This window comes from Aeromonas sp. QDB17 (assembly GCF_027705305.1).
GTDB classification, from domain to species: domain Bacteria; phylum Pseudomonadota; class Gammaproteobacteria; order Enterobacterales; family Aeromonadaceae; genus Aeromonas; species Aeromonas caviae.
In genome coordinates this window covers 1-21522 of sequence record NZ_JAPDBP010000032.1, presented here as the reverse complement: position 1 = coordinate 21522, position 21522 = coordinate 1, and the positions used below count along the sequence as shown (strand labels likewise).

Sequence of the window (21522 nt, the reverse complement as noted above, 5' to 3'; positions counted from 1 at the left end):
GGACAAGCTCCTGTTTTTATGAGCATTATGATTTTTGTCTCCCAAGACGCCGCCCCCTTTGTCCACGGGGTTGCCGGGCTTTGCGACCACGGGGGGCGCCGTGGCGCGGCGGTATCAGGGGCTCATTCCGGCTTGCCAAACGGGCGCCAGCGGGTAAACTCGAGCGCTTTTTCGCCATGTTCATGAGGGCCGTTATGCCATTTCGACGTTTGAAGGTGCGTCAATTCTATGTCCGGCTGCTCTGTGCCTTGCTGGCCGGTCTGTTGCCCATGCTCCTTGGGCTCGTCATCGTCATCTGGCAGACCGCCACCGGCGTGAAACAGGATGCGGTGGCGCGCCTGGAACATGCCAGGGTCATGTTTGACCGCACTCTGGACAATGCCCAGTTGGCGGCGTCGGCCCTCACCGGCAGCCTGGGCAGGCCCTGTCTCGAGGTGGTGCAGGGGCTCAGGGATCAGGTGGCCACGGTGCCGGATGTGCGTAGCGTCAACCTGGCCAGGGGGGATCGGATCTACTGCTCTTCCCTCTATGGCCCGGTCGATGGCGGCATCAAACTGGATGACTATGTCGGGGGCAGGCTCGACCTGATGAAGGGCAACCCGGTCACCCCGAATCGTCCCCTCATCGCCTACCGGGAAGAGGTGGGCGAGTTCAGCGTGCTGGTGGGGGTCGACGGCTACTACCTGCTCAACATCCTGGACATGCTGAGCCGCAACTCCCCACTGGGGTTGGTGGTCGGCAACGAGATGCTGCTGCGAAACAGCGAGCTCACCGACAAGCTGATCCCCAAGGACCGCAGTGGCTATCTAGAACAGGTCTCGACCAGGTACCCGTTCAAGGTAGTGACCACGGTGTCGGTGGATGAGTACCGTGCCCACATCTGGGACTACTCCAAGGTGGGCGTCATTATTTATCCTCTGCTGAGCCTGCTGCTCGGGGTGGCGGTCTTCTGGCTGATGGGCCGTTCGACCTCGCCGGCCCAGGAGCTGAAACGGGCACTGTCCCAGCAGGAGTTCATCCCCTATCTGCAACCCGTGGTGAACGGGGAGGACGGCCAATGGAGCGGTTGCGAGGTGCTGATGCGCTGGCAACACCCCCGTCAGGGGATGATCTCGCCGGATCGCTTCATTCCCCTGGCAGAGGACAGTGGTCTCATCGTGCCCATGACCCGGCTGCTGATGGCGCAGGTGCGCGAACAGTTTGCGGGCAAGGCGCACCATCTGCCGCGAGGGTTCCACTTCGGCTTCAACATCAGCGCCAGCCACTGCAAGGATCTGAGCCTGGTGGAAGATTGCCGGGATTTCATCAACGCCTTCAAGGGGAATCCCATCAAGCTGGTGCTGGAGCTGACCGAGCGCGAGCTCATCGTGGCGGACGAGACGACGGACCGGCTCTTTGCCGAGCTGCATGCCCTCGGGGTCTTCATCGCCATCGACGATTTCGGCACCGGCCACTCCAGCCTGACCTACCTGCAGACCTTCCAGGTCGACTTCCTCAAGATCGATCAGAGCTTCGTCGGCATGATTGGGTCGGACGCGCTCTCCAGCCACATCGTGGAGAACGTCATCGATCTGGCGACCCGGCTCGGTCTGCAACTGGTGGCGGAAGGGGTGGAGAATCAGGTGCAGGCCGACTATCTGAAGGCCCGCGAGGTGACCTTCCTGCAGGGCTACCTGTTTGGCAGGCCCATGCCTATGAAGGAGTTTGTCAGCCAACTGGCAGCACAGGGGCGCTGAGGGGCAAGCGCGAGGCAAAAAAAACCAGCGACCGGGTCGCTGGTTTTTTTATGGCCGGATGGCTCAGAGCATGCGGGCCAGGGCGCGGCACAGACGCTGAACACCCTCTTCCGTGGTCGCCTCATCCACACAGGAGAAGCTCAGGCGCAGGGTGTTCTGGATTTCGGGGCGCACATAGAAGGGAGCGCCGGGCACGAAGGCAACCTTCTCCTTGATGGCCTCGTCGAACAGGGCCATGGCACTGACGCTGGGCGGCAGGGTCAGCCAGAGGAACATGCCCCCTTCGGGACGGGTGTAGCTGACGCCGGGCGGACAGTGGCGGGCGAGGGCGGCTTCCATGGCGGCACGCTGGCGACCATAGACCTCCTTGATCTTCTCCAGGTGAGCGTCGAGGGAGTTGTCGCTCAGGAAGCGGTGCAGCACCTGCTGGCTGAAGGCGTTGCTGTGCAGGTCGGTGGCCTGCTTGGCGATGGTGACCTTCTTGCGCAGCCAGTCCGGCACCACCATCCACCCCAGGCGGAAGGCGGGTACCACCGTCTTGGAGAAGGACCCGAGCAGCACGGTGTTGTGGGGGGCCAGCTTGGCGATGGGGGGCAGGTGCTCCCCCTCGAAGCGCAGCTCGCCATAGGGGTCGTCTTCCACCATCAGCAGATCGTGGCGCACCAGGCGCTCCGCCAGGGCTTCCCGGTTGGCGCGGCTGTAGGAAACTCCACTCGGGTTCTGGAAGTTGGGCACGCCGTAGAGCAGCCTGGCGCTGGAGCCCTGCTCCAGCAGCGCATCCAGCGCGGCCAGATCCAGCCCCTCTTCCGCCAGGGTGATGGGCTTGAAGTTCGGTTGATAGACGGAGAACGCCTGGATGGCGCCAAGGTAGCCCGGCTCTTCGATGATGAGATCCTGCCCCTCGTTCACCAGCACCTTGCCCAGCAGATCCAGCGCCTGCTGGGAGCCGCTGGTGATGAGGATGTTGTCAGGATTGACGGTCATGCCGTGACGGCTCAGGTAGCGGTCGGCGATGAACTGGCGCAGCGGGGCAAAGCCCTCGGTGGTGGCGTATTGCAGTGCCGCGGCTCCCTGCTCGCGCAGCACGTCCTGGCACGCTTGCTCGATGGCCTTGACCGGGAACAGATGGGGGTTGGGCAGGCCGCCGGCGAAGGAGATGATCTCCGGATTGGCGGCAACTTTGAGGATTTCGCGGATAAAGGAAGGCTCGACCTTCTCGAAGCGCTGGGCAAAAAACGGCTGCATAGGGTTCTCTCTGACTAGGTGGCGGTCGCTCCATTCAACCGCCAGGTTATCCGTTTGTATCAGATTTCAGAAATGAGGCAATGGCTGTCACAAAAATCCATAAAAAAGGGCAGGTTTGGCACCTGCCCGAATTTTATCGTCCCGACCCCGGTCAGGGGCGCAAAAACCCCTGTCAGGGGGGCATCGGGCGGGATGGGGGTCAGAGCCCCGGCGCCTTGAGGAAGCGGATCATCAGGTCGGTATTGGCCCCGAGCTGCTGCTCGATCCGGCCCGGGAAGAGCTCGGCCATCTTGTCGAGGCGATCATGCTCCGTGTGCCAGATCTTGCCCCACTGGGTCTCGCTGTCCCGGTCGCAGGCGCTCTTGGTGGCGTCGTCGTAGCAGTCCCACAGCGCCGGATTGGTGCTCTGGGAGTAGCCGTCATAGCCATCTTCTCCGTTGATGGTGAAGTTGGTGGCCTCCACGTAGGCGATGGGCACCCCCAGGCAGGCAAAGGGGGCATGATCGGACCAACTGCCGGTCTCCCCTTCCGGGTAGCCGCTGTAGCTGGGGTGGATGGCGAACGGGGTGGCGGTCTGCTGGGAGATGGCCAGCAGGCGATCGCGCACCTTGGGATCGAAGCTGTAGCGGCTCGGGTCGGCGCAGTTGTACTCGGCCACGTCGGAGTGGGCCGAGTGGACATAGACGATGTCGCCCCCGGCGATGGTGTCGTAGTTCACCATGGCCAGCAGCTTGGCGACGGCGTCGGTGTCGAGACTGGCGGCATAGGCTCTGGAGCCGTTGAGGCCGTTCTCCTCGGCGCCGAAGAAGGCGAAGCGCACCGTGTAGGGCAGGGTCTCTCCCTTGAGTGCCTCGGCAACCGCCAGCAGGGCGGCGACGCCGGCCCCGTTGTCGGTGGCGCCTTCGGATCCTTTCTTCTCGCCGGTGCTGTCATAGTGGGCACCGATGAGGATCACCTCGTCGCTCTGACCCTTGAGCTCGGCGACGATGTTCTGGGAGGTTCGGTCTGTGCCGCCCCTGGTGTAGGTGAATGGCTGGTTCTGCACCTCGTAACCCCAGCCGGCCAGGTGATCCTGGATCCAGGCGGCGGCGCGGGTTTCGGCCTCGGTGCCCGTGGGACGAGCGCCTATCCCTTCTGCGCCAGAGCTCAGTTGCACCAGAAACTCATGGGCCTGAGCGGCGGGGGCAGGGGGTTGGGAGTCGTTGTCAGAGGGGTTGCAACCGGCCAGCAGGGCAGGCAGGACGAGGGCCAACAGGGTTTTCTTCATACTGCAATCCTTTGTTGTATATGGTTTTATTTTTCCGCGTCAGGATGAACCCGACGTCCGGCAGATTCTGTGAAGGGGGTGGCATTTGTCAACCTTGCCGGTGGATGTGGGCAGTCCCGGGGGATTTGTTGTGGGAAACACTTGCGCCTTGTGCCTATCTTGGGATAATTCGCTCCCCTGTTTTTGCGAACTGATGCAATAACGAGCGATCCATTTATGTCGGCTCTGTTCCAGAGCGATGCAATAACGAGCAATTTACTATGTCTGTGACCCAAGATGTGTTTAACGAAGACGGCAAGTTCATGCGCAAGATCCGCAGCTTCGTCCGTCGCGAAGGCCGCCTGACCAAAGGGCAGGAGAAGGCCCTGGAAGAGCTCTGGCCGGTCATGGGCATCGATTTCGCACCAGAGCCGCTCGACATGGTGGCCCTGTTTGGCCGCGATGCACCCGTGGTGCTGGAGATCGGGTTCGGCATGGGCGCCTCCCTGGTTGAGATGGCCAAGAACGCCCCCGAGAAGAACTTCATCGGCATCGAGGTGCACTCTCCGGGTGTGGGCGCCTGCCTTGGCACCGCCCAGGAGGCGGGCGTCACCAACCTGCGCGTCATCTGCCACGATGCGGTGGAAGTGCTGGAGCACATGATCCCGAACGGTTCTCTCTCCTGCCTGCAGCTCTTCTTCCCGGACCCCTGGCACAAGAGCCGCCACCACAAGCGTCGCATCGTGCAGCCTGCCTTTGCCCAGGATATCCGCCAGAAGCTTGCCATCGGTGGCGTCTTCCACATGGCCACCGACTGGGAGAACTACGCCGAGCACATGCTGGAGGTGATGAGTGCCGCCGAGGGGTACGAGAACACCTCCGCCACCGGCAACTGGGTGCCCCGTCCCGACTGGCGCCCCCTGACCAAATTCGAGCAGCGTGGCCATCGTCTGGGCCACGGTGTCTGGGATCTGATTTTCAAACGAGTCAACTGAGTCAACGTATCAACTAAGGAGCTATCATGGCCAACCGTAGCCGCCGTCTGCGTAAGAAACTGCGCGTCGATGAATTCCAGGAAATGGGGTTCGACATCAGTTTCAACTTCCCGGTCGGCACCGCCGAAGAGACCATTGATGCCGTGGTCGATGCGCTGATCGACGAGGTGATTGAGCCTCGCAAGCTGGCCTTCGCCGGCTCGGGTCACCTGGCCTGGGAAGGGATGATCTGCACCCAGCAGCTCGGCAAGTGCACCGACGAAGACCGTTCCGCCGTTCAGACCTGGCTGCAAGGCAAAGGGCTGGAGGCCGTGGTGGTCACCGAGCTGTTCGATCTCTGGTACGGCGAGCCGGCCTGATATCTGACTGCCTCCCGGGCAGATAGAAAATCCCGCCGCCGGCGGGATTTTTGTCGGTGGGCTGGCCCCGCCTCGTTTCACGTCATGGAATAGCCAATGGTGTTGTCATCCGAATTACTGGCCGGCATCCTGGAAGAGGTGCGTCCGCTGCTCGGGCAGGGGAAGGTGGCCGATTACATTCCCGCCCTGGCCCAGGTGCCTGCCGACCGGCTGGGGATCGCGGTCTGTACCGTTGAAGGGGAATTGTTCACCGCAGGTGACGCTTTCGAGCCCTTCTCCATCCAGAGTATCTCCAAGGCCCTGAGCCTCACGCTGGCCTTGACCCTCTATCAGGAGGAGGAGATCTGGGCCAGGGTGGGCAAGGAGCCCTCCGGCCAGCCGTTCAACTCCCTCGTCCAGCTGGAGTTCGAGCAGGGCATTCCCCGCAACCCCTTCATCAACGCCGGTGCCCTGGTGGTGAGCGATCTGCTGGAAACCCGGCTCACCGCTCCTCGCCAACGCACTCTGGAGCTGGTGCGCCGCCTGTGCGGCAACCCGGCCATCATGGCGGATCAGGTGGTGGCGCGCTCCGAGTACCAGCACTCCGCCCGCAATGCCGCCATCGCCTATCTGATGAAGGCCTATGGCAACTTCGAGAACGAGGTGGACAAGGTATTGCAGAGCTACTTCAATGCCTGCGCCATCCGCATGAGCTGCGTCGATCTGGCACGAGCCTTCGTCTATCTGGCCAACCGGGGTGTCCCTCTTGGCGAGAGCACGCCCCTGCTGCCGGCCCGGACCACCAAGCAGGTCAATGCCCTGCTCGCCACCTGCGGCCTCTATGACGAGGCGGGCGACTTCGCCTACCGGGTCGGCATGCCGGGGAAATCCGGGGTGGGGGGCGGCATCATGGCGCTGATCCCGGGAGAGCTTTCCATCTGCGTCTGGTCACCCGAGCTCAACAAGGCGGGCAACTCCCTGGCCGGGACGGCGGCGCTGGAGCTGCTGGCCGAGCGCCTGGGCCGCTCCATTTTTTAACTCTCTTCACTATGCATCGAGACGACATCATGAAACGAATGACTGGACTGTGGCGAAGCTGCCTGACCGCCTTGCTGCTCTGGTGTGCCTGGCCCGCGCTGGCCGCCGAGCTGCCCCCGCTCTCCCTGGCGGATGCCAAGGGGAAGGAGGCGGTGATCCTGGATACCCGCCCGAGCTATTTCTATCAGGGCTGGCCCATGGACGGGGAGAAGCAGGGGGGCCATGTGGCCGGTGCCGAGCTGCTCTCCGCAGAGTGGAAATACAGTGACGAGGAGTGGCCTGTGGCGCTTGCGAGCAAGGGGCTGAAGGCCGACAAACCCGTCGCCCTCTATGGCACCCCTCGCGAGGTGGCCGAGGTGGCCCGTCTGCTGCGCCTGCAGGGCATCAAGCAGCTGTTCGAGCTGCAGGGATGGAAAGAGGCGCCCCGGGAGCATCTGGCACGCTGGCAGCAGCTGGTCCATCCGCTCTGGTTGGCGGACTTGCAGGCAGGCAAACCGGTCATTGCCGCCCCCAAGGGGGAGTGGAAGGTGTTCGAGGTGGACTGGGGATCCCCCAAGGCCTATCTGCTGAGCCACATTCCGGGAGCCGGCTACATCGACACCAACCGGCTGGAAGGGGAGCCGCTGTGGAACAAGGTCTCTGACGAGGCGCTCAAGGCGCTGCTGCTGGAGAACGGCATCCGTCATGACACCACCGTCATCCTCTATGGCCGCAACACCATGGCGGCGGCCCGTGCGGCCCATCTGATGATGTATGCGGGGGTCGAGGATGTGCGGCTGCTGGATGGCGGGCTGGAGGCCTGGTTCGTGCAGCATCTGCGCACCGAGACCGGGCTGGCCAACAAGTTCACCCCGGCCAAGGAGTTTGGCGTGGCCATCCCGGCCCATCCCGAGTACTACACCACCCTTGACCAGGCCAAGGCCCTGCTCAAGCAGCCGGACGGCGCCCTGGTCAGCGTGCGCACCTGGGACGAGTTCGTGGGCAATACCTCGGGCTACAGCTACATCAAGCCCAAGGGGGACATTCCCGGGGCCAGATGGGGTCATGGCGGGGTGGATGCCAACAGCATGAGCGACTTCCACAACCCGGACGGCACCATGAAGCCCGCCCGCGAGATCCTCGCCATGTGGGATGAGTGGAATATCGAGCCGACCCAGCAGGCCGCTTTCTACTGCGGCACCGGCTGGCGCGCCTCAGAGGCGTTCTTCTACGCCTGGTTGATGGACTGGAAGCGGATCAGCGTCTACGACGGCGGATGGTTCGAGTGGAGCATGGATCCGGCCAACCCCACCGTCACCGGCGAGCGCAAGCCGGGCAAGTAACTAATAATCCAGAGCAGGCCGGACAGATGTCCGGTCTTTCTTTTCTTGATAGATCATTTTCAATGGCTATAGCAGGTGGATTCTTTCTGTGAATCCTGTTGCTGCAATCAAGGTAAACGGGCCATCCGGTTGAGCTAGGCTTCATCTATCACCGCCAGGGTGAGCGTGAAGAAGGGGAGAGTGATGAAAGCTGTGATGATGCTGGTTTGTCTGTTGGGATTGGCGGGGTGCAGCTCCCAATACATCATGAGCACCAAGGATGGCAAGATGATTGCCACCGATAGCAAACCCAGGTTGGACGAGAGCACTGGCATGTATCGCTATTACGATGAAGAGGGGCGGGAGGTGCATATCAACAAGGACGACATCACCCAGATCATAGAGCGTTGAGGCTCTCCTCAAGCAACAAGGGCTGCCCGCGGGCAGCCCTTGTTATTTTTGGTGCTCATGCCGTCTGGGGCACCTGACGGTTGACCTGGCCAGCAAACAGCTGGTGGAAGCGGGAGTGGGAGTTGGCCAGCAGGCTCACCGGCGACCCCTGCTCCACCACGGTGCCGGCCTCCATCACCACCACCTTGTCCACCGACAAGAGCGGCTCCAGATGGTGGGCGATCACCAGATAGCTTGCCTCCGGCCGGTAGCGGTAGAGCAGCTCCGCCATCTTGCGCATGCCGCCGTGATCGAGGTCCGAGGTGGCCTCGTCCAGCACGATGAGCGGGCGGCGCGATAGCAGGATGCGGGCGATCACCAACAACTGGGTCTCGCCAGCGGAGAGTTGCAGCCTGTCGAGATCCTCGTCCAGCCGGCCGGCGCAGCGCTCGGCCAGCCCCACCTGGGCCAGTGCCTGCTCAAGCACGGCGTCCTCATGCTCCGTCAGGGGCGCCAGATTGGCCCGCAAGGAGCCAAAGAAGGTGAGCGGGATCTGGGAGACGGTGTCATAGAGATCGCGCACCGCCTCCGGGGCCAGCCGGGACAGTGGCTGCTCGCCGTAGAAGATCTCCCCCTGGGAGGCGGGATACATGGCCTGCAATACCCCCAGCAGGGAGCTTTTGCCTGCCCCGGTACGCCCGCACACACCCACCTTTTCACCTGGGGCCAGTTCGAAGTTCACCCTGTGCAGCGCCCACTGGCTGGTCTGGGGGTAGCGCAGCCCCAGGTTGTCGAAGCGCACTGCGGGGTGAGGGGTGGCGAGGGCCTCTCCCTCCTGGCGTTCGCTCTCTATTTCGCTGTATTCGCGCACCCGCTCCACCGCGTTCATCACCTGTTCCACTTCGGCAAAGGTGCGGATGAGGGAGTTGAGCATGGCGGAAGCGGTAAAGGCATAGGTGATGGCAACCGCCCCCAGCAGCGGGCTGTTGCCAAAGGCCACCATGAGTGCCACGGCCCCCACCAGGGTGGCGGAGAGCAGGGTCTGGTGCATGCCGAGCCAGCGGTTGATGGAGGTGGTGGTGTACCAGCTGCGCAGGTTGTTGTCATAGTGGTGCAGCACCTGGTCCAGCGCGAAACGCTCGGCCCCTGCCAGGCGCAGGGCGGGGGCGCCGCGGATGGTCTCGCTGATGCTGATGTAGAGCGGGGAGCGCAGCACCGAGGACTGGCGCCGCAGCTTGAGTTGCACCGCCCGGTAGCGGCGCTGCAACACATAGAGCGCCCATCCCACCAGGGGGGCGATGAGCAGCAGCAGGGGAATATTGATGCCGATCACCACCACCTGCAAGGCCACGGACACCAGCATGCCGAACAGTCCCACCAGCATGGAGAGCAGCATCTCTTGCGCCTCCCCCAGATCCCGGTCGAAGCGGTTGAGGATGCGCCCCTGGGGCACCTTGTCGAAGAAGGCCATGGGGGCGCGGCTGATGCGCCCCAGCATGCCGTCAAACAGGGTCCAGGCCAGCTTGAGGCCGAGTTTGTAGTTGATGACTCGCACCGCCATGATGCAGGCGAGGGAGCCCGCCCCCAGCAGCACATAGATGCCGAGCAGGGTCGTGACGTCGCTCACCTCGGCTTTGCCGCCGAGCCAGAGATCCGAGGCGATGCGCAGCCCCTCCTGGCCCAGGGTGAGCAGCAGGACGAGCAGGATGGCACCGGGGGCGGCGAGGCGCTGCCACATGAAGCCAAACAGTCCCCAGTCCACCTTGCCCTCCACCACTTTCTCCTCGCTGAACTGCTCCGCCTCCTGAGGGGGCACCGGCGGGGCGGGCTGGGGATGCTGGACAAGATCCGCCAACTGGTGGGCATCGAGCTCCACCAGGCGCCCCTGCTCGATGCGGATCACCCGATCGCACCTGGCCAGCACATCCGGGTCGTGGCTCACCAGGAGCCGGGTCGGCCCCGGCTTGAAGGCGAGCCCCTGCTCCAGTACCTGGGCCGCGACCATGGGGTCGAGCGCAGACAAGGGGTTGTCCAGCAGCAGGATATCGGCCCGGGCGTAGAGGGCGCGAGCCAGGGCGACCCGCTGCTGCTGGCCGCCGGAGAGGCGGGTGCCGAGCTCGCCCACCAGGGTTTGATCCCCGTGGCTGAGCAGCGCGAGATCGGCCGTGAGGGCGCAGGCGCCGAGCACCCAACGATAGCGCTCGGCGTGCCAGGGCTGGCCGAACAGGATGTTGTTGCGGATGGTGTCGTTCATCAGCCAGGGTTTATGGCCCAGATGGGCAACCCGGCCGTGGCGACGGATGCTGCCGGCAAACTCGCTGTCAAAGCCGGCAACCAGATGCAGCAGGTAGCTCTTGCCCGCCCCGGTGGCCCCGGTGATCCCCACGAGCTCCCCCGGTGCGATGGCGAGGTTGGCTCCCTCGAGCACCGGTTTTTGCTGGTGCAGGGCACTGACGCCTTCCAGGTGGAGGGCCCCCGCCGGCAGGGCGGGATCATCGAGTTCCCGGTGCTGCTCCGGGCTGTTCAGGAACTCGCACAGCCGGTTGAAGCCGGTGTTGAAGTTGATCAGGGTGCGGATGAGGTAGGGCAGTCGCATCATGGGAATGCGCAGCACGGTAAACAGGGCGATGGTGGTGAACACCTGGGGCAGGGTGAGGGTGTTGCCCGACGCCAGGTAGGTGGTGAAGGTGGCCAGGGTCACCAGCAGGGGAGTGCTCAGCATCAGCCCTTCGTTGATGGCATCGAGCCTGAGCACCCGGCCCAGCACCCCCAGCTCCTGCTGGCGCTTGGTGTTGGCCGCCCGGGTGAAGAAGGGGCCAAGCCCGTTCTGGCGCACCAGCCGCAGCTTCTTGATGTATTCCGCCAGGATGCCGTTGCGCTCGTCCTGTTGACGCTTGAGCTGCTGCTCCTGCTGGTTCATGCGCCGCACCACCCGGGTGGAGATGAGCAGCAGCAGGGCCAGCACCGCGAAGCCCACCAGACCGGCACTGCCCACCTGCCACACCAGCAGGGCGATGGTGCCGATGAGTTGCAGCGCCATGGTGACCGGCATGGCGGGGTCAGCCAGGATCCAAGTGATGTCCCACACGTCCCGGTTGATGAGGTTCTGAACCCGGCCGCCGGCCCTGTCGTCGAAGCTCTTGCCACCCTGCTTCATCACCTTGGCGAGCAGGGATTCGGCCAGCAGACGGCGGATGGGCACGTGCATCTTGAGGGCCAGTTGCAAGGAGTGCTCCGCCAGCATGCCGGCGGCGAGCACGGAGGCGAACAGGGCCAGGGCCAGCAGCAGCTTGTGGCCGGTGGTGGCATCGGTGCCGAGCTGGGTCATGCTGTGGTTGAGCAGCCAGGGGCTGGTCAGGGTGGCGAGCATGCCGAGCAGTTGCAGCAGGGTGAGCAGGCCAATCCGTCCCTTGTAATGGCGCCAGATAAAGGCGGTCAGGGGCCAGGGGCGCACCGGCTGGCGGGCGGTGAGCGCGAGGAAGGCGTCGGCGCGGCCGTCGCGCCTGTCTTCCGGCAGCAGGGGATAGAGATCGTCGAGACTGACCTGGGGCTGGGTGAGCCCCTTGCGCAGCAGCGGGCCGGTCCAGCGATAGAAGAGGCGACTCAGCCAGTCGGCCGAGATTTCCGGATGATCCAATGGGTGTCCTTGTTGTTTTGTGTTGCTTCCATGGGCGGGGCGGCTCATGGGCCGCCCTCGAACTTGTTGTCTTGCTGCAGGCGTGCGCCCGGCGGGATCAGCGATCCCGGTTCATGCGGATGAGCCGGTCCAGGATCCGCTCGCCATCGACCCGCAGGCCGTTGTGTTCGTACTCGTTGGTGATCCAGGCGCGGCTGTTGCCAAGCCCCTTCAGGGTGTCGCGGCTGTAGTCAAACTCTACGTACATGTCCTCGGCATAGACGGCGCAGGCCACCGGCACAGTGTTGCGGGCCAGCTGCGCCGGGTCGTAGAGTGGACCCCAGTCCGCTTTCTGGGCAAGCAGGTGGGCGGCCTCCTTCAGGGGAATGAGCTCGCGGAACTGCTCGAACATCCAGGGGAAGATCATCTCGCCGGTAAAGGCGAAATCTTTGCCTGGCGTCCAGGCCAGGGCAGGGAACTCCCTTCTCACCCGCTCGGCCGCCCAGTTGCTGGCACTCCCTTCGCAATAGATGAGCTCGTGTAGGATGGCGAACACCGGGTTGGTGTTGAACGGCTGCATGGCCTGCACCTGATAGAGGAAGGCGGGGTTGAGGCGTTCGCCGATGAAGGCGTCTTCCAGCAGGTAGTAAAGTGCCTCGAAGGCGCCGCTGGCCCCCAGATCCAGCCCCTGCTGCTGCAACTGCTCCACCGTCAGGCGCTGGCCGTTGGGCAGGCGCACGTCGTGGTGGTGCAGGTGGTTGGCCAGCCGGTTGACCAGGGCCTGGGCATGGGGGAAGCGGGTGAAGAAGGCGCGGTTCTTGTCCGCCACCCGCTGGTAGGTGGCGCGGTAGACCTCATCCGCACTGCGCCCGATGGGGGCCACCCCGCCGGTGAGGTAGACCTCGTGCAGACTCCGCGGGAACAACGAGAGGTAGGTGAGGCTGCAAAAGCCGCCGAAACTCTGGCCGAGCAGGCTCCAGGGGCGCCCCGGGCTCAGCACCTCGCGAATGCATTCAGCGTCGCGCACTATGTTGTCGGCGCGAAAATGGCCGAGGTAATCCGCCTGCTCATCTGGGGTCATCCCCGCCAGGGCGTCAGCACTGATGGGGGTGGAGTGGCCGGTGCCGCGCTGATCGAGCAGCAGCACCCGAAACTCCTGCAGGGCCCGCTTGATCCAGCCGCCATCGGCGGTCGGGCGAGGAGCGCCAAAGCCCGGGCCCCCCTGCAGATAGAGCAGCCAGGGCAGGTCATCATCCAGCTTGTCTTTGCGGCAGAGGGTGCGGCCAAATAGGGTGAGGGTCGCCTCCTCGTCGGGATGCTGGTGGTCGAGGGGCACGGTAAAAAAGTGTGGCTCGCAATGGATGCCATCCAGCACATAGTGCAAGGGGCTGCTCATCTGGGGTCTCCCTGAGGGTAGGAAAATCGTCGGCCTCATCATAGCCCTGGCGCAGGGGCGGGTCACGCCGGTTTTCCAGATTGTTAACAGAGATGGAGTCTGAGGTCGGTGCCGTACAAGGTGTGGTTTCGCCGCAGTTGACGGCGGGCTGCAACTGGACAAAGATGAGCCGCCTGCCGGGACGGGCAGGGATAGGTCAGCACCCCGGGTGCAGGAAACTGGATGGAGTTGGCTCGATGAAGCCGAGATGGATACGTGTTCGCAAGAGACGCACACAGAGGGATCCGGAGGGGGTGCTGCAGGTGGGTTTGCTGGTGTTCAGCGCCACCTGTGGTGCCACTCTGTTGCTGGCGGCCTGCAATGGCGGTTAGCTGAGTGAAACAGACCCGCTTGTCATGAGCGGGTTTTTTCATGCCGGAGCAGAAGGTCGGGACCTGCCTGTAGCCCTTTGCTGGCGCGGGTTTGCGGTATGCAGAGTACGGCTGCTATGGTCAATTTACGACCGGATCCACAGAGGGAGGCGATCATGAACAGTCGTGAAAAAGTCCTGGCTCATTTGGCCACAGATCACCGGGTTGCAGGATTGACCGCCGGCGAGGCACTGGCTGGCATGAGCCACTCGATGAGTTCGCTCCTGCTGCAACAGGATCAGCACTTCTTCCGCCGCCATGCGGACGACCCTTGCCACGAAGTCGCCCGGGCCTGCTCGGCCGGACACGTATGGCATGGGGACGAAAACCACTACTAGCCCCGGCATGTGAGTAAATGACAGATGCAAAAAGGCCCGCTCATCTGAGCGGGCCTTTCGAATTTGGCTCCTCCTACTGGACTTGAACCAGTGACATACGGATTAACAGTCCGCCGTTCTACCGACTGAACTAAGGAGGAATAGTTGGTGCCCAGAGACGGAATCGAACCGCCGACACGGGGATTTTCAATCCCCTGCTCTACCGACTGAGCTATCTGGGCAACGGCGCGCATTAAACCCTTTCTGGACTGAGGTGTCAACCACAGGCCGCAGATTGATGTACCGTTCGCTCGATATCCGAGCAATCTTCCCGTGATTGGACCGGTTTCCCGGTTTTAACCATGAAAAGAGGGGCGCCTGTGCGGCAGGGCGGGCCGACGGCCAGCAGAACATCATGAAGGATGGCGGGCTGCCTGACGTGCCGAGGGCTGCCCGTTGGCGCCAAGCCGGAAGAGGCGCCAGTTATCTTGGCCCATCGATTGAGCCTGCCGCGCTCTGCGGGTATGCTTTGCCGCACTCATCCCCTGGCCATGGTCCGGGCCGACGCGGCTGGCAGGGGTGACATCCATCCAACACCGCCTGGGGTTTATATGAATACCAATATGCAAGAGTGGCGCGAAGAGACCGCCGCCATCGTCAACGAGCTGCTGGCCGATGGCAGCAACCCGGATCTGGATTACGAGATTGAGCACCACTTTGCCTGCCAGAAGTTCGATCTGCTGGAGAAGGCGGCGGTCGATCTGTTCAAGGCCGGTTTCGAAGTGACCGACGCCGAGGAGATGGAGCTGGACGACGGCGCTACCATCTTCTGCTTCGACGCCATGGTGGAGTGCAAGCTGGACATCGACACCATCGTCGCCGACATCGAGAAGATGCTGCCCATCCTCGAGAAATACGGGGTGGACTACGACGGCTGGGGTACCTACTTCCAGGAGTAAGTGCGCCAGATCACGCACGCTTTGCAAAAACAACAAGGCCACCCTCGGGTGGCCTTGTTGTTGCTGGCTTACTGCTCCGGCAGCTGGTAGCTGCGGGCAAACTCGGCCGGTGGGAGGGGGCGGCTGAACAGATAGCCTTGCAGCCGATCGCAACCGACCTGCACCAGCCAGGCCTGCTGCTCCGGCGTCTCCACCCCTTCGGCGGTGATCTTGATGCCAAGTTCATGGCCCAACCCGATGACGGAACGCACGATGGCGGTGGTGGCCTGGTTGGTGGCCAGCCCCTGGGTGAAGCTTTTGTCGAGCTTGAGGGTCGCCACCTGCAGCCTGGGAAGGTAGGCGAGGGAGCAGTAGCCGGTGCCGAAGTCGTCGATGGCGAGCTGGAAGCCCGCCTCGATGAGGCTGGCCAGGTTGCTCTCAATCTCGTCGGCATTCTCCATCAGCACCCCTTCGGTGATCTCCAGCTCCAGTTGCCAGGGGGCGAGCCCGTGGCGCGCGATGCAGTCGAAGATCTGAGGGCAGAGCTCGGGATCGCGGAACTGCAGGGGCGAGAGGTTGATGGAGAGCACCAGGTCCGGGGCCGCCACCTGCCAGCGGGCAAGCTGGGCACAGCCGAGCTCCAGCATCAGCTGGCCGAGCTGGCCGATGAGCCCCAGCTCCTCCGCCAGCGGGATGAACTCGTCGGGGGAGATCATGCCGAATTCGGGATGGGGCCAGCGGCAGAGCAGCTCTGCCCCGTGCAGCCGGTTGCTGTGGGTACAGATGATGGGCTGGTAGACGGCGGTCAGCTCGGCGGACTTGATGGCGAGTGGCAACTGGGCGGCGATGAGCTGGCGGCGTTTGAGCTTGGCATCGAGTGCGGGGTCGAACAGGGTACAGTGCTGCTGCTGGCGCTTGCCCTGGGCCAGGGCGGCCTCGGCGTGGCTCAGCAGACGCTCGGCATCCTTGGCCTTGCCATGGGCGATGCCGAGGAACACCGGGATCTGGATCCTGTGCTCCTCGACCTGATAGGGCGTCATCAGCTCCTGCTGCAGGTTGCGGCTCCACGTATCCAGAGAGAGGGGGAGCTCGGGCAGCAGCAGGGCGAAGTCATCCGCCGCGACCCGGCAGAGCAGGGACTGGGGCGGCGCCAGTCGTTGCAGGCGACGGGCCACCTGGCTCAGCAGGCGGTCGGCGACCCGGATGCCGAAGCGATCGTTGATCTCGCGAAAATGTTGCAGATCCACCAGCAGCAGGCTGGCTTTGCGGGCGCCCAGATGACGGCTGGTCTGGAGGAAGTGGGAGAGCTTGAGCAGGCCGGTCAGGCTGTCGTAGTGCTGCTCCTGCTGCAACTGGGCCTGGGTGGTGCGCAGCCCGGTGATGTCGCGGCTAAGGGTAAGGATGCCGAGGGAGTTGCCCTCGTCATCCGGCACCTCGACCCGGGTGACCTCCAGATGGCGGCCTCTGCCCTGGGCATCCACCACGCAATACTCCCCCTGACCCAGGGTTTGTTCGACGGGCAGCCGGGGCGGGACGCGCCGACCCAGAGCCTCGCTTGCCACCAGCCCCATGAAGTCGAGAAAGGCCTGGTTGCAGTCGATGAGCACGCCCTGATGATCCTCGAGACGGATGAGGTCGGGAATGGCATCCAGCAGGCGGCGTTGCAGCAACTGCTGCTGGCGGAAGGTTTGCTCCAGCTCCTTGCGCTGATCGATGGCGCTGACCATGGCAAACAGGGCGATGGGGTCGCCGTGCTCGTCATACAGGGGAACCTTGTTGATCTCCATCCAGCTGGCGCCTTCGCCGCTGTGGCAATGGAGCTGCTGGTGCAGCAGGGGTTTGCCGTCGGCCAGCAGGCGGTCATCTTCCTCCCGGAATACATCCCCCCAGGGCATCTCGGCATCGCTCTTGCCAATGAGTTCGCTCGGGTCTTGCAGGCCGGCTTCCCTGGCGAATGCCTTGTTGGCAAACAGGTACCGTCCGTGCTTGTCCCGGCAGAAGATATTCATGGGTAACTGGTCGATGATCTGCTGCAGCAGCGCCAGGGAGAACGAAGAAGTCACGAGAGCACTCACGGGGGAGACTTCGAGCAAATCTATGATAACAGGTGGGTTTTGTAAAGCCTGGGTTAAGAGTACGCCATTTGTGCGGATCCCTGCTGACAGTCTGTGTCGCGATCGCCATAATAGCCGCCGGTTGGCCTATGGCCTTATGGATGAGAGAAGCAGCATGAAGAAGATAATGGGGGGCGCCCTGGCCCTGTTGATGGTGGGTTGTGCGAGCGACAACAACGGCGGCGAGCAGTATCGCTATACCCCGCCGGTTGCCAAGGCAACCAACAACACCCAGGAGATGGCGATCCCGGTGGATCTGGTGTGGGCCCGTGCCGAGAAGTGGTTCGGCGATCACGGCCTGAACATCGAGAACAGCCAGCGTGGTGCCGGTCTGATGACCGCCAACGTGGAAAACTCGGCCGATGGTCTGGAGTGGCTGGATTGCGGCACCATGGGGTCCAAGGTGGCGCTGGGCAACCCCAACCTGCAGATCAACCTGATCATCACCCAGAGCGGCAACAACAGCGTGGCGACCGTCAACGTCAAGGGCAACACCCAGCTCTACTTCGTCGAGTCCTCCGGCGAGCGGGTACTGGCTCCCTCCATCACCCCGGTGTGCGTCTCCCGCGGCAGCCTGGAACAGAGCCTGTTCTCCACCCTCGGCAACTGATGCTGCCGGGTATCATGAAAAACCCCGTTGCGTGCAACGGGGTTTTTTTATGCCTGCTCCGCGCCCATCAGGGCGTGAGGGGAGGGATGACGCCAGAGGATCAGGGGGTCAGATCGCCGTGATAGAGCACATGGTCGCCGGATTTGAGCACATACCCCTTCCAGGGGAAGAGCTGATAGCCGCCGCCCTGCCAGGACCAGTTGCCCTCTTCGCCCTGGCGGACCAGCCGGATCGGCTCGCCCTCTGGCAGGGTCAGCTCGGCCTGACTCTGATCGGCATTGAACAGCACGAAGGCGCTGACGGTCTGACCGGCATCGGTCGGGTTGAGGCGAATGCCCTGCTCGAACAGCCGCACGCACTGGCCTGCCAGCACCGACCATTGATAACCCGCGCTGCCGATGCAGCCATGTTCGTCGCGATCCGCGCCGACCAGGGGCTCCTTCGGTGTCGTGTTGCAGGCGGCCAGCAGCAGGGTGGCCGCCATCAGGGTCAGGGTGCGCATGGTTACTCCTTGGCGTCCCGTTCGATGACGATGTTGGAGAAGCCCAGCTCCTTGAAGTAGTTCTCCCGGTAATCCTTCACGCTCTTCTTGTCGCGGCGGCACACCTGGGCCAACTGCTCTTCCATGGCGTGGAAGCGGGTCAGATCGATCCCCTCGGCGGCGGCAACGGCATCATAGATGCTGTTGAACTTGTCGTTGGCGTAGCCAATCTCCCTGGCCTGCTTCTTGTAGGTGTAGGTAATCTTGAACGCCATGGCGTCACTCCTTCTCTTTGGCCTGCTTGCGCTGGACGTACAGATAGAGGCTTTCGACCTTCTCTCTGGCCCAGGGGGTCTTGCGCAAGAACTTCAGGCTGGACTTGATGCTGGGATTATCGGTGAAGCAGCGGATATTGATCTGCTGCCCCAGCGCTTCCCAGCCGTAGTGCGCGACCAGGGCGGTGACGATGGCTTCCAGGGTCAGCCCGTGCAGCGGGTTGTTCTTCTGGGAAGCGGGTTGATCGCTCATGCTTGCGCCGCCAGGGTGGCAAAGGGCTGACCCATGCGGGTGGTGACCCCGTTGGCCAGGTGCGGCGCGAAACCGGCCAGCATGCCCGGGCCAAACAGGCAGACGACTGTGCTGCCCAGCTTGAACAGGCCCATCTCGGCCCCCTTTTGCAGGGTGATGGCTTCGTCGCCGGTGTAGTCCCAGCGCACCACCTTCTTCTCTTTGGTCGGCGCTATGTTGCCGGCCCAGATGGTTTCGATGCTCGCGACGATAGTGGCACCGACCAGCACCAGGGCCATGGGGCCGTGGGGGGTTCGGAAGGTGGCCACCACCCGCTCGTTGCGGGCAAACAGATTGGGCACGTTCTCGGCCGTGAGGGGGTTGACGGAGAAGAGATCCCCCGGCACGAACACCATGCTCTCCAGCACGCCGTCCAGCGGCATGTGGATGCGGTGGTAATCCTTGGGTGCCAGATAGATGGTAGCGAAGTCGCCATCCTTGAACGGGGCCACCAGATCCTCATAGCCCCCCAGCAGCTCGCGGGCGCTGTAGTCGTGGCCCTTGGCCTGGATGATGCGACCTTGGCTGATGGGCCCGAGCTGGCTGACGGTGCCATCCACCGGCAGGGCCAGGGTCATGGCGTCTTCCACCACGGGGCGGATGCCGGGTTTGAGCTCGCGGGTGAAGAAGGCGTTGAAGCTCTTGTAGTGTGCCGGGCTCTCGTGCAGCGCCTCGCTCATGTCGACCTGGTACTGCTTGATAAAGGCCTCGATCACCCTGGTGGTGAGGTTGCCCGCTTCGGCGGCGGCAAGTTTGCCCACCAGGCGGGAGAGGGCGTGTTTGGGCAGACAGTATTGACCGGCAATTTTCAGGTTGTCAGTGATGCTCATGATCTTCATCTGGGAATGAGTTGAACGGGTCACAGCCGCGCCTGTTGGCGACCGTGGCGGGCTTCCTGCATGGTTTCCAGGATGCGGTGGTAGTTGTGGAAGCGATCGGCGCTGATGGCGCCCGCTTCGACCGCGGCGCGCAGGGCGCAGCCGGGATCATCCTTGTGGGTACAGTCGCGGAACTTGCAGCCACCCAGGTAGTCGCGAAACTCGACGAAGCACCAGGTGATGCGGTCGGCTTCCAGGTGCCAGAGGGCGAACTCGCGGATCCCGGGGGAGTCGATGAGATCACCGCCGCTCGGGAAGTGGTAGAGCCGCGCCGTGGTGGTGGTGTGCTGGCCGAGCCCCGAGTTCTCGGAGATCTCGCCGGTGAGCACGTCCAGCCCCGGCATCAGGGCGTTGGTGAGGGACGACTTGCCCACCCCGGACTGGCCCACGAAGATGCTGATCTTGTCGGTGAGCGCCGCCTTGAGGGCGTCGATGCCCTCACCGCTCTCGCAGCTCACCAGCAGCACCTCGTAACCGAGCTTGCGGTAGGTCTCGAGCTGGTGCTCGATACGGGCGCGGGCCGCGTCATCGAGCATGTCGACCTTGTTCAGCACGATGAGGGGCGCTATCTCCACATCTTCTGCCGCCACCAGGTAGCGGTCGACGATGTTGGTGGAGAACTCGGGCATCACCGCCGAGACGATGATGATCTGGTCGATGTTGGCGGCGATGGGTTTGACCCCGTCGTAGAAGTCCGGCCGGGTCAGCACCGAGTGGCGCGGATGCACCGCCTCGATGACGCCGGCAGTCGCGGCATTGAGGCCGGGGCGCCACACCACCTTGTCGCCGCACACCAGGCTGCTGATGCTGCTGCGCCGCAGGTTGCTGCGGTGGATGGCACCATCGCTCGCCTCGACATCCGCGTGCTGGCCGAAACGGCTGATCACCACCCCTTCGATGGCGGGGCCGAACAGGGTGTCATCTACCACTGTGGTGTGCTCTTTTTGCAGCCGCCGCTCGCGGTTGGCCTGGACGCGCCTTTGTTGACCCAGATTGAGTTTTGCTTTCTTTGCCACGGGGTTTGCCAGTTTATGAACAGATTCAAAGCCAGTATGATACATGCAAATTGGCAAAATTCCGCCATTCCTCCCAATAGAGAGAGCAATCATGACAGTCAGCGCGCAGAACCTGGTATGGATCGACATGGAGATGACGGGTCTGGACCCCGAAGAGAACGTGGTATTGGAGATCGCCACCATCGTCACCGACAAGGACCTGAACGTGCTGGCCGAAGGGCCGGTCATCGCCATCCACCAGAGCGAGGAAGAGCTGGGCAAGATGGATGACTGGAACGTCAACACCCACACCAAGAGCGGGCTGGTGGCCCGGGTCAAGGCGAGTGAATACGACGAGGCCAAGGCCGTTGCCGAGACCCTCGCCTTCATTCGCCAGTGGGTGCCGGAGCGCACCAGCCCCCTGTGCGGCAACAGCATCGGCCAGGATCGCCGCTTCATGGTCAAGCACATGGGCGATCTGGAAGCCTTCTTCCATTACCGCAACGTGGACGTCAGCACCATCAAGGAGCTGGTCCGTCGCTGGCAGCCTGAACTGCTGGATCAATTCAAGAAGAGCGGCTCCCACCAGGCGCTGGACGACATCCGCGAATCCATCGCCGAACTGCAGTTCTACCGCGCCCACGTCTTCAAAATCTGAGTGGCTGGCAAGGGTTTGCCGTCGTTCGGTTGCTAAAATCAGCAGTTCGGCCAGCTTTTGAGCGAACGGCTGCAACCAGACAAAAAAGCCCTTGCAATTGGAATGTCTGCTCTTATAATTCGGCTCCCGTACAGTAGCGCAAGCAACCAAATGCTGTACGGTCTGTTTTCAGGTTTTGCGGGAATAGCTCAGTTGGTAGAGCACGACCTTGCCAAGGTCGGGGTCGCGAGTTCGAGTCTCGTTTCCCGCTCCA

At 63.2% G+C, this 21522-nt stretch carries 21 protein-coding genes and 3 tRNA genes; 12 read left to right on the top strand and 12 right to left on the bottom strand.

Translation table 11 applies throughout. The annotated features are described in order from the left end of the window. The first annotated feature begins 194 nt into the window (after positions 1 to 194). Positions 195 to 1736: a cyclic diguanylate phosphodiesterase gene (locus OKC41_RS19725; protein ID WP_223955732.1), complete on the top strand. Its 1542-nt coding sequence runs from the start codon at positions 195 to 197 to the stop codon at positions 1734 to 1736. Between the two features lie 63 nt (positions 1737 to 1799). On the opposite strand, the gene OKC41_RS19720 is transcribed toward OKC41_RS19725, so the two are convergent. Together OKC41_RS19720 and OKC41_RS19715 are read right to left on the bottom strand one after the other, a co-directional pair. After that, the gene (locus OKC41_RS19720; protein ID WP_183148868.1) at positions 1800 to 2981 is read right to left on the bottom strand and encodes a PLP-dependent aminotransferase family protein; all 1182 of its coding nucleotides are present in this window, start codon (positions 2979 to 2981) and stop codon (positions 1800 to 1802) included. 199 nt (positions 2982 to 3180) lie between these two features. Next, positions 3181 to 4248, bottom strand: a complete 1068-nt coding sequence (locus OKC41_RS19715) for a M28 family metallopeptidase (protein ID WP_223955731.1) — start codon at positions 4246 to 4248, stop codon at positions 3181 to 3183. A gap of 260 nt (positions 4249 to 4508) precedes the next feature. Here OKC41_RS19715 and trmB point away from each other — a divergent pair, with 260 nt between their 5' ends. From trmB to OKC41_RS19690, 5 genes are all read left to right on the top strand, one after another. Beyond that, positions 4509 to 5222: a tRNA (guanosine(46)-N7)-methyltransferase TrmB gene (gene trmB, locus OKC41_RS19710; protein WP_223955730.1), complete on the top strand. Its 714-nt coding sequence runs from the start codon at positions 4509 to 4511 to the stop codon at positions 5220 to 5222. Positions 5223 to 5248: 26 nt separating this feature from the next. Beyond that, positions 5249 to 5581: a YggL family protein gene (locus tag OKC41_RS19705; RefSeq protein WP_039040181.1), complete on the top strand. Its 333-nt coding sequence runs from the start codon at positions 5249 to 5251 to the stop codon at positions 5579 to 5581. A gap of 96 nt (positions 5582 to 5677) precedes the next feature. Beyond that, positions 5678 to 6598 carry a glutaminase B gene (glsB, locus tag OKC41_RS19700; RefSeq protein ID WP_010675499.1) on the top strand — a complete coding sequence of 307 codons (921 nt, stop codon included), beginning with the start codon at positions 5678 to 5680 and terminating at the stop codon, positions 6596 to 6598. Between the two features lie 29 nt (positions 6599 to 6627). Beyond that, positions 6628 to 7920, top strand: coding sequence for a sulfurtransferase (locus OKC41_RS19695; protein WP_270672298.1), 1293 nt, complete (start codon positions 6628 to 6630; stop codon positions 7918 to 7920). Positions 7921 to 8103: 183 nt separating this feature from the next. Continuing rightward, positions 8104 to 8310 (top strand): YgdI/YgdR family lipoprotein, encoded by a 207-nt coding sequence (locus OKC41_RS19690; protein ID WP_201894401.1) that lies wholly within the window; start codon positions 8104 to 8106, stop codon positions 8308 to 8310. A gap of 55 nt (positions 8311 to 8365) precedes the next feature. On the opposite strand, the gene OKC41_RS19685 is transcribed toward OKC41_RS19690, so the two are convergent. Together OKC41_RS19685 and OKC41_RS19680 are read right to left on the bottom strand one after the other, a co-directional pair. Beyond that, on the bottom strand, positions 8366 to 11926 hold the full coding sequence (locus OKC41_RS19685; RefSeq protein ID WP_270672296.1) for an ATP-binding cassette domain-containing protein: 3561 nt from the start codon (positions 11924 to 11926) through the stop codon (positions 8366 to 8368). A 97-nt stretch (positions 11927 to 12023) separates the two neighbouring features. Then, positions 12024 to 13301, bottom strand: a complete 1278-nt coding sequence (locus OKC41_RS19680; RefSeq protein ID WP_201894399.1) for an alpha/beta fold hydrolase — start codon at positions 13299 to 13301, stop codon at positions 12024 to 12026. Between the two features lie 236 nt (positions 13302 to 13537). Between OKC41_RS19680 and OKC41_RS19675 the strand changes: the two genes are divergently transcribed. Both OKC41_RS19675 and OKC41_RS19670 read left to right on the top strand, forming a co-directional pair. Beyond that, the gene (locus OKC41_RS19675) at positions 13538 to 13672 is read left to right on the top strand and encodes a hypothetical protein (protein ID WP_080560565.1); all 135 of its coding nucleotides are present in this window, start codon (positions 13538 to 13540) and stop codon (positions 13670 to 13672) included. Between the two features lie 155 nt (positions 13673 to 13827). Continuing rightward, the gene (locus tag OKC41_RS19670; RefSeq protein WP_010675494.1) at positions 13828 to 14049 is read left to right on the top strand and encodes a hypothetical protein; all 222 of its coding nucleotides are present in this window, start codon (positions 13828 to 13830) and stop codon (positions 14047 to 14049) included. A 64-nt stretch (positions 14050 to 14113) separates the two neighbouring features. On the opposite strand, the gene OKC41_RS19665 is transcribed toward OKC41_RS19670, so the two are convergent. Both OKC41_RS19665 and OKC41_RS19660 read right to left on the bottom strand, forming a co-directional pair. Beyond that, positions 14114 to 14189: transfer RNA gene (locus tag OKC41_RS19665), tRNA-Asn, on the bottom strand. A gap of 5 nt (positions 14190 to 14194) precedes the next feature. Then, positions 14195 to 14270 (bottom strand) — tRNA-Phe (locus OKC41_RS19660). Positions 14271 to 14651: 381 nt separating this feature from the next. On the opposite strand from OKC41_RS19660, the gene rraB reads away from it, so the two are divergent. Continuing rightward, positions 14652 to 14987 carry a ribonuclease E inhibitor RraB gene (gene rraB / locus OKC41_RS19655; RefSeq protein WP_010675493.1) on the top strand — a complete coding sequence of 112 codons (336 nt, stop codon included), beginning with the start codon at positions 14652 to 14654 and terminating at the stop codon, positions 14985 to 14987. Between the two features lie 68 nt (positions 14988 to 15055). Here rraB and OKC41_RS19650 read toward each other — a convergent pair whose 3' ends face one another. Beyond that, positions 15056 to 17029: an EAL domain-containing protein gene (locus OKC41_RS19650; protein WP_270672295.1), complete on the bottom strand. Its 1974-nt coding sequence runs from the start codon at positions 17027 to 17029 to the stop codon at positions 15056 to 15058. A 166-nt stretch (positions 17030 to 17195) separates the two neighbouring features. Here OKC41_RS19650 and OKC41_RS19645 point away from each other — a divergent pair, with 166 nt between their 5' ends. Further along, positions 17196 to 17690 carry a hypothetical protein gene (locus OKC41_RS19645; RefSeq protein WP_029314787.1) on the top strand — a complete coding sequence of 165 codons (495 nt, stop codon included), beginning with the start codon at positions 17196 to 17198 and terminating at the stop codon, positions 17688 to 17690. Positions 17691 to 17790: 100 nt separating this feature from the next. Here OKC41_RS19645 and OKC41_RS19640 read toward each other — a convergent pair whose 3' ends face one another. Genes OKC41_RS19640 through rsgA form a run of 5 tightly spaced genes read right to left on the bottom strand, consistent with a single transcriptional unit; the run spans position 17791 to position 20632 of the window. After that, positions 17791 to 18192 (bottom strand): hypothetical protein, encoded by a 402-nt coding sequence (locus OKC41_RS19640; RefSeq protein ID WP_041212446.1) that lies wholly within the window; start codon positions 18190 to 18192, stop codon positions 17791 to 17793. Positions 18193 to 18194: 2 nt separating this feature from the next. Further along, complete coding sequence (locus OKC41_RS19635; protein WP_010675489.1) at positions 18195 to 18446, bottom strand: DUF2960 domain-containing protein; 252 nt, start codon at positions 18444 to 18446, stop codon at positions 18195 to 18197. A gap of 4 nt (positions 18447 to 18450) precedes the next feature. Then, positions 18451 to 18699, bottom strand: coding sequence for a VF530 family DNA-binding protein (locus OKC41_RS19630; RefSeq protein WP_041212447.1), 249 nt, complete (start codon positions 18697 to 18699; stop codon positions 18451 to 18453). Then, entirely contained in the window at positions 18696 to 19568 is an 873-nt protein-coding gene (gene asd / locus OKC41_RS19625) for an archaetidylserine decarboxylase (RefSeq protein WP_029314786.1), read from the bottom strand. Before asd ends, OKC41_RS19630 begins: the two co-directional genes overlap by 4 nt. A 29-nt stretch (positions 19569 to 19597) precedes the next feature. Further along, on the bottom strand, positions 19598 to 20632 hold the full coding sequence (gene rsgA / locus OKC41_RS19620) for a small ribosomal subunit biogenesis GTPase RsgA (protein ID WP_039040203.1): 1035 nt from the start codon (positions 20630 to 20632) through the stop codon (positions 19598 to 19600). A gap of 91 nt (positions 20633 to 20723) precedes the next feature. On the opposite strand from rsgA, the gene orn reads away from it, so the two are divergent. Further along, positions 20724 to 21269, top strand: a complete 546-nt coding sequence (gene orn, locus OKC41_RS19615) for an oligoribonuclease (protein ID WP_039040160.1) — start codon at positions 20724 to 20726, stop codon at positions 21267 to 21269. Positions 21270 to 21446: 177 nt separating this feature from the next. Next, a tRNA-Gly gene (locus OKC41_RS19610) sits at positions 21447 to 21522 on the top strand.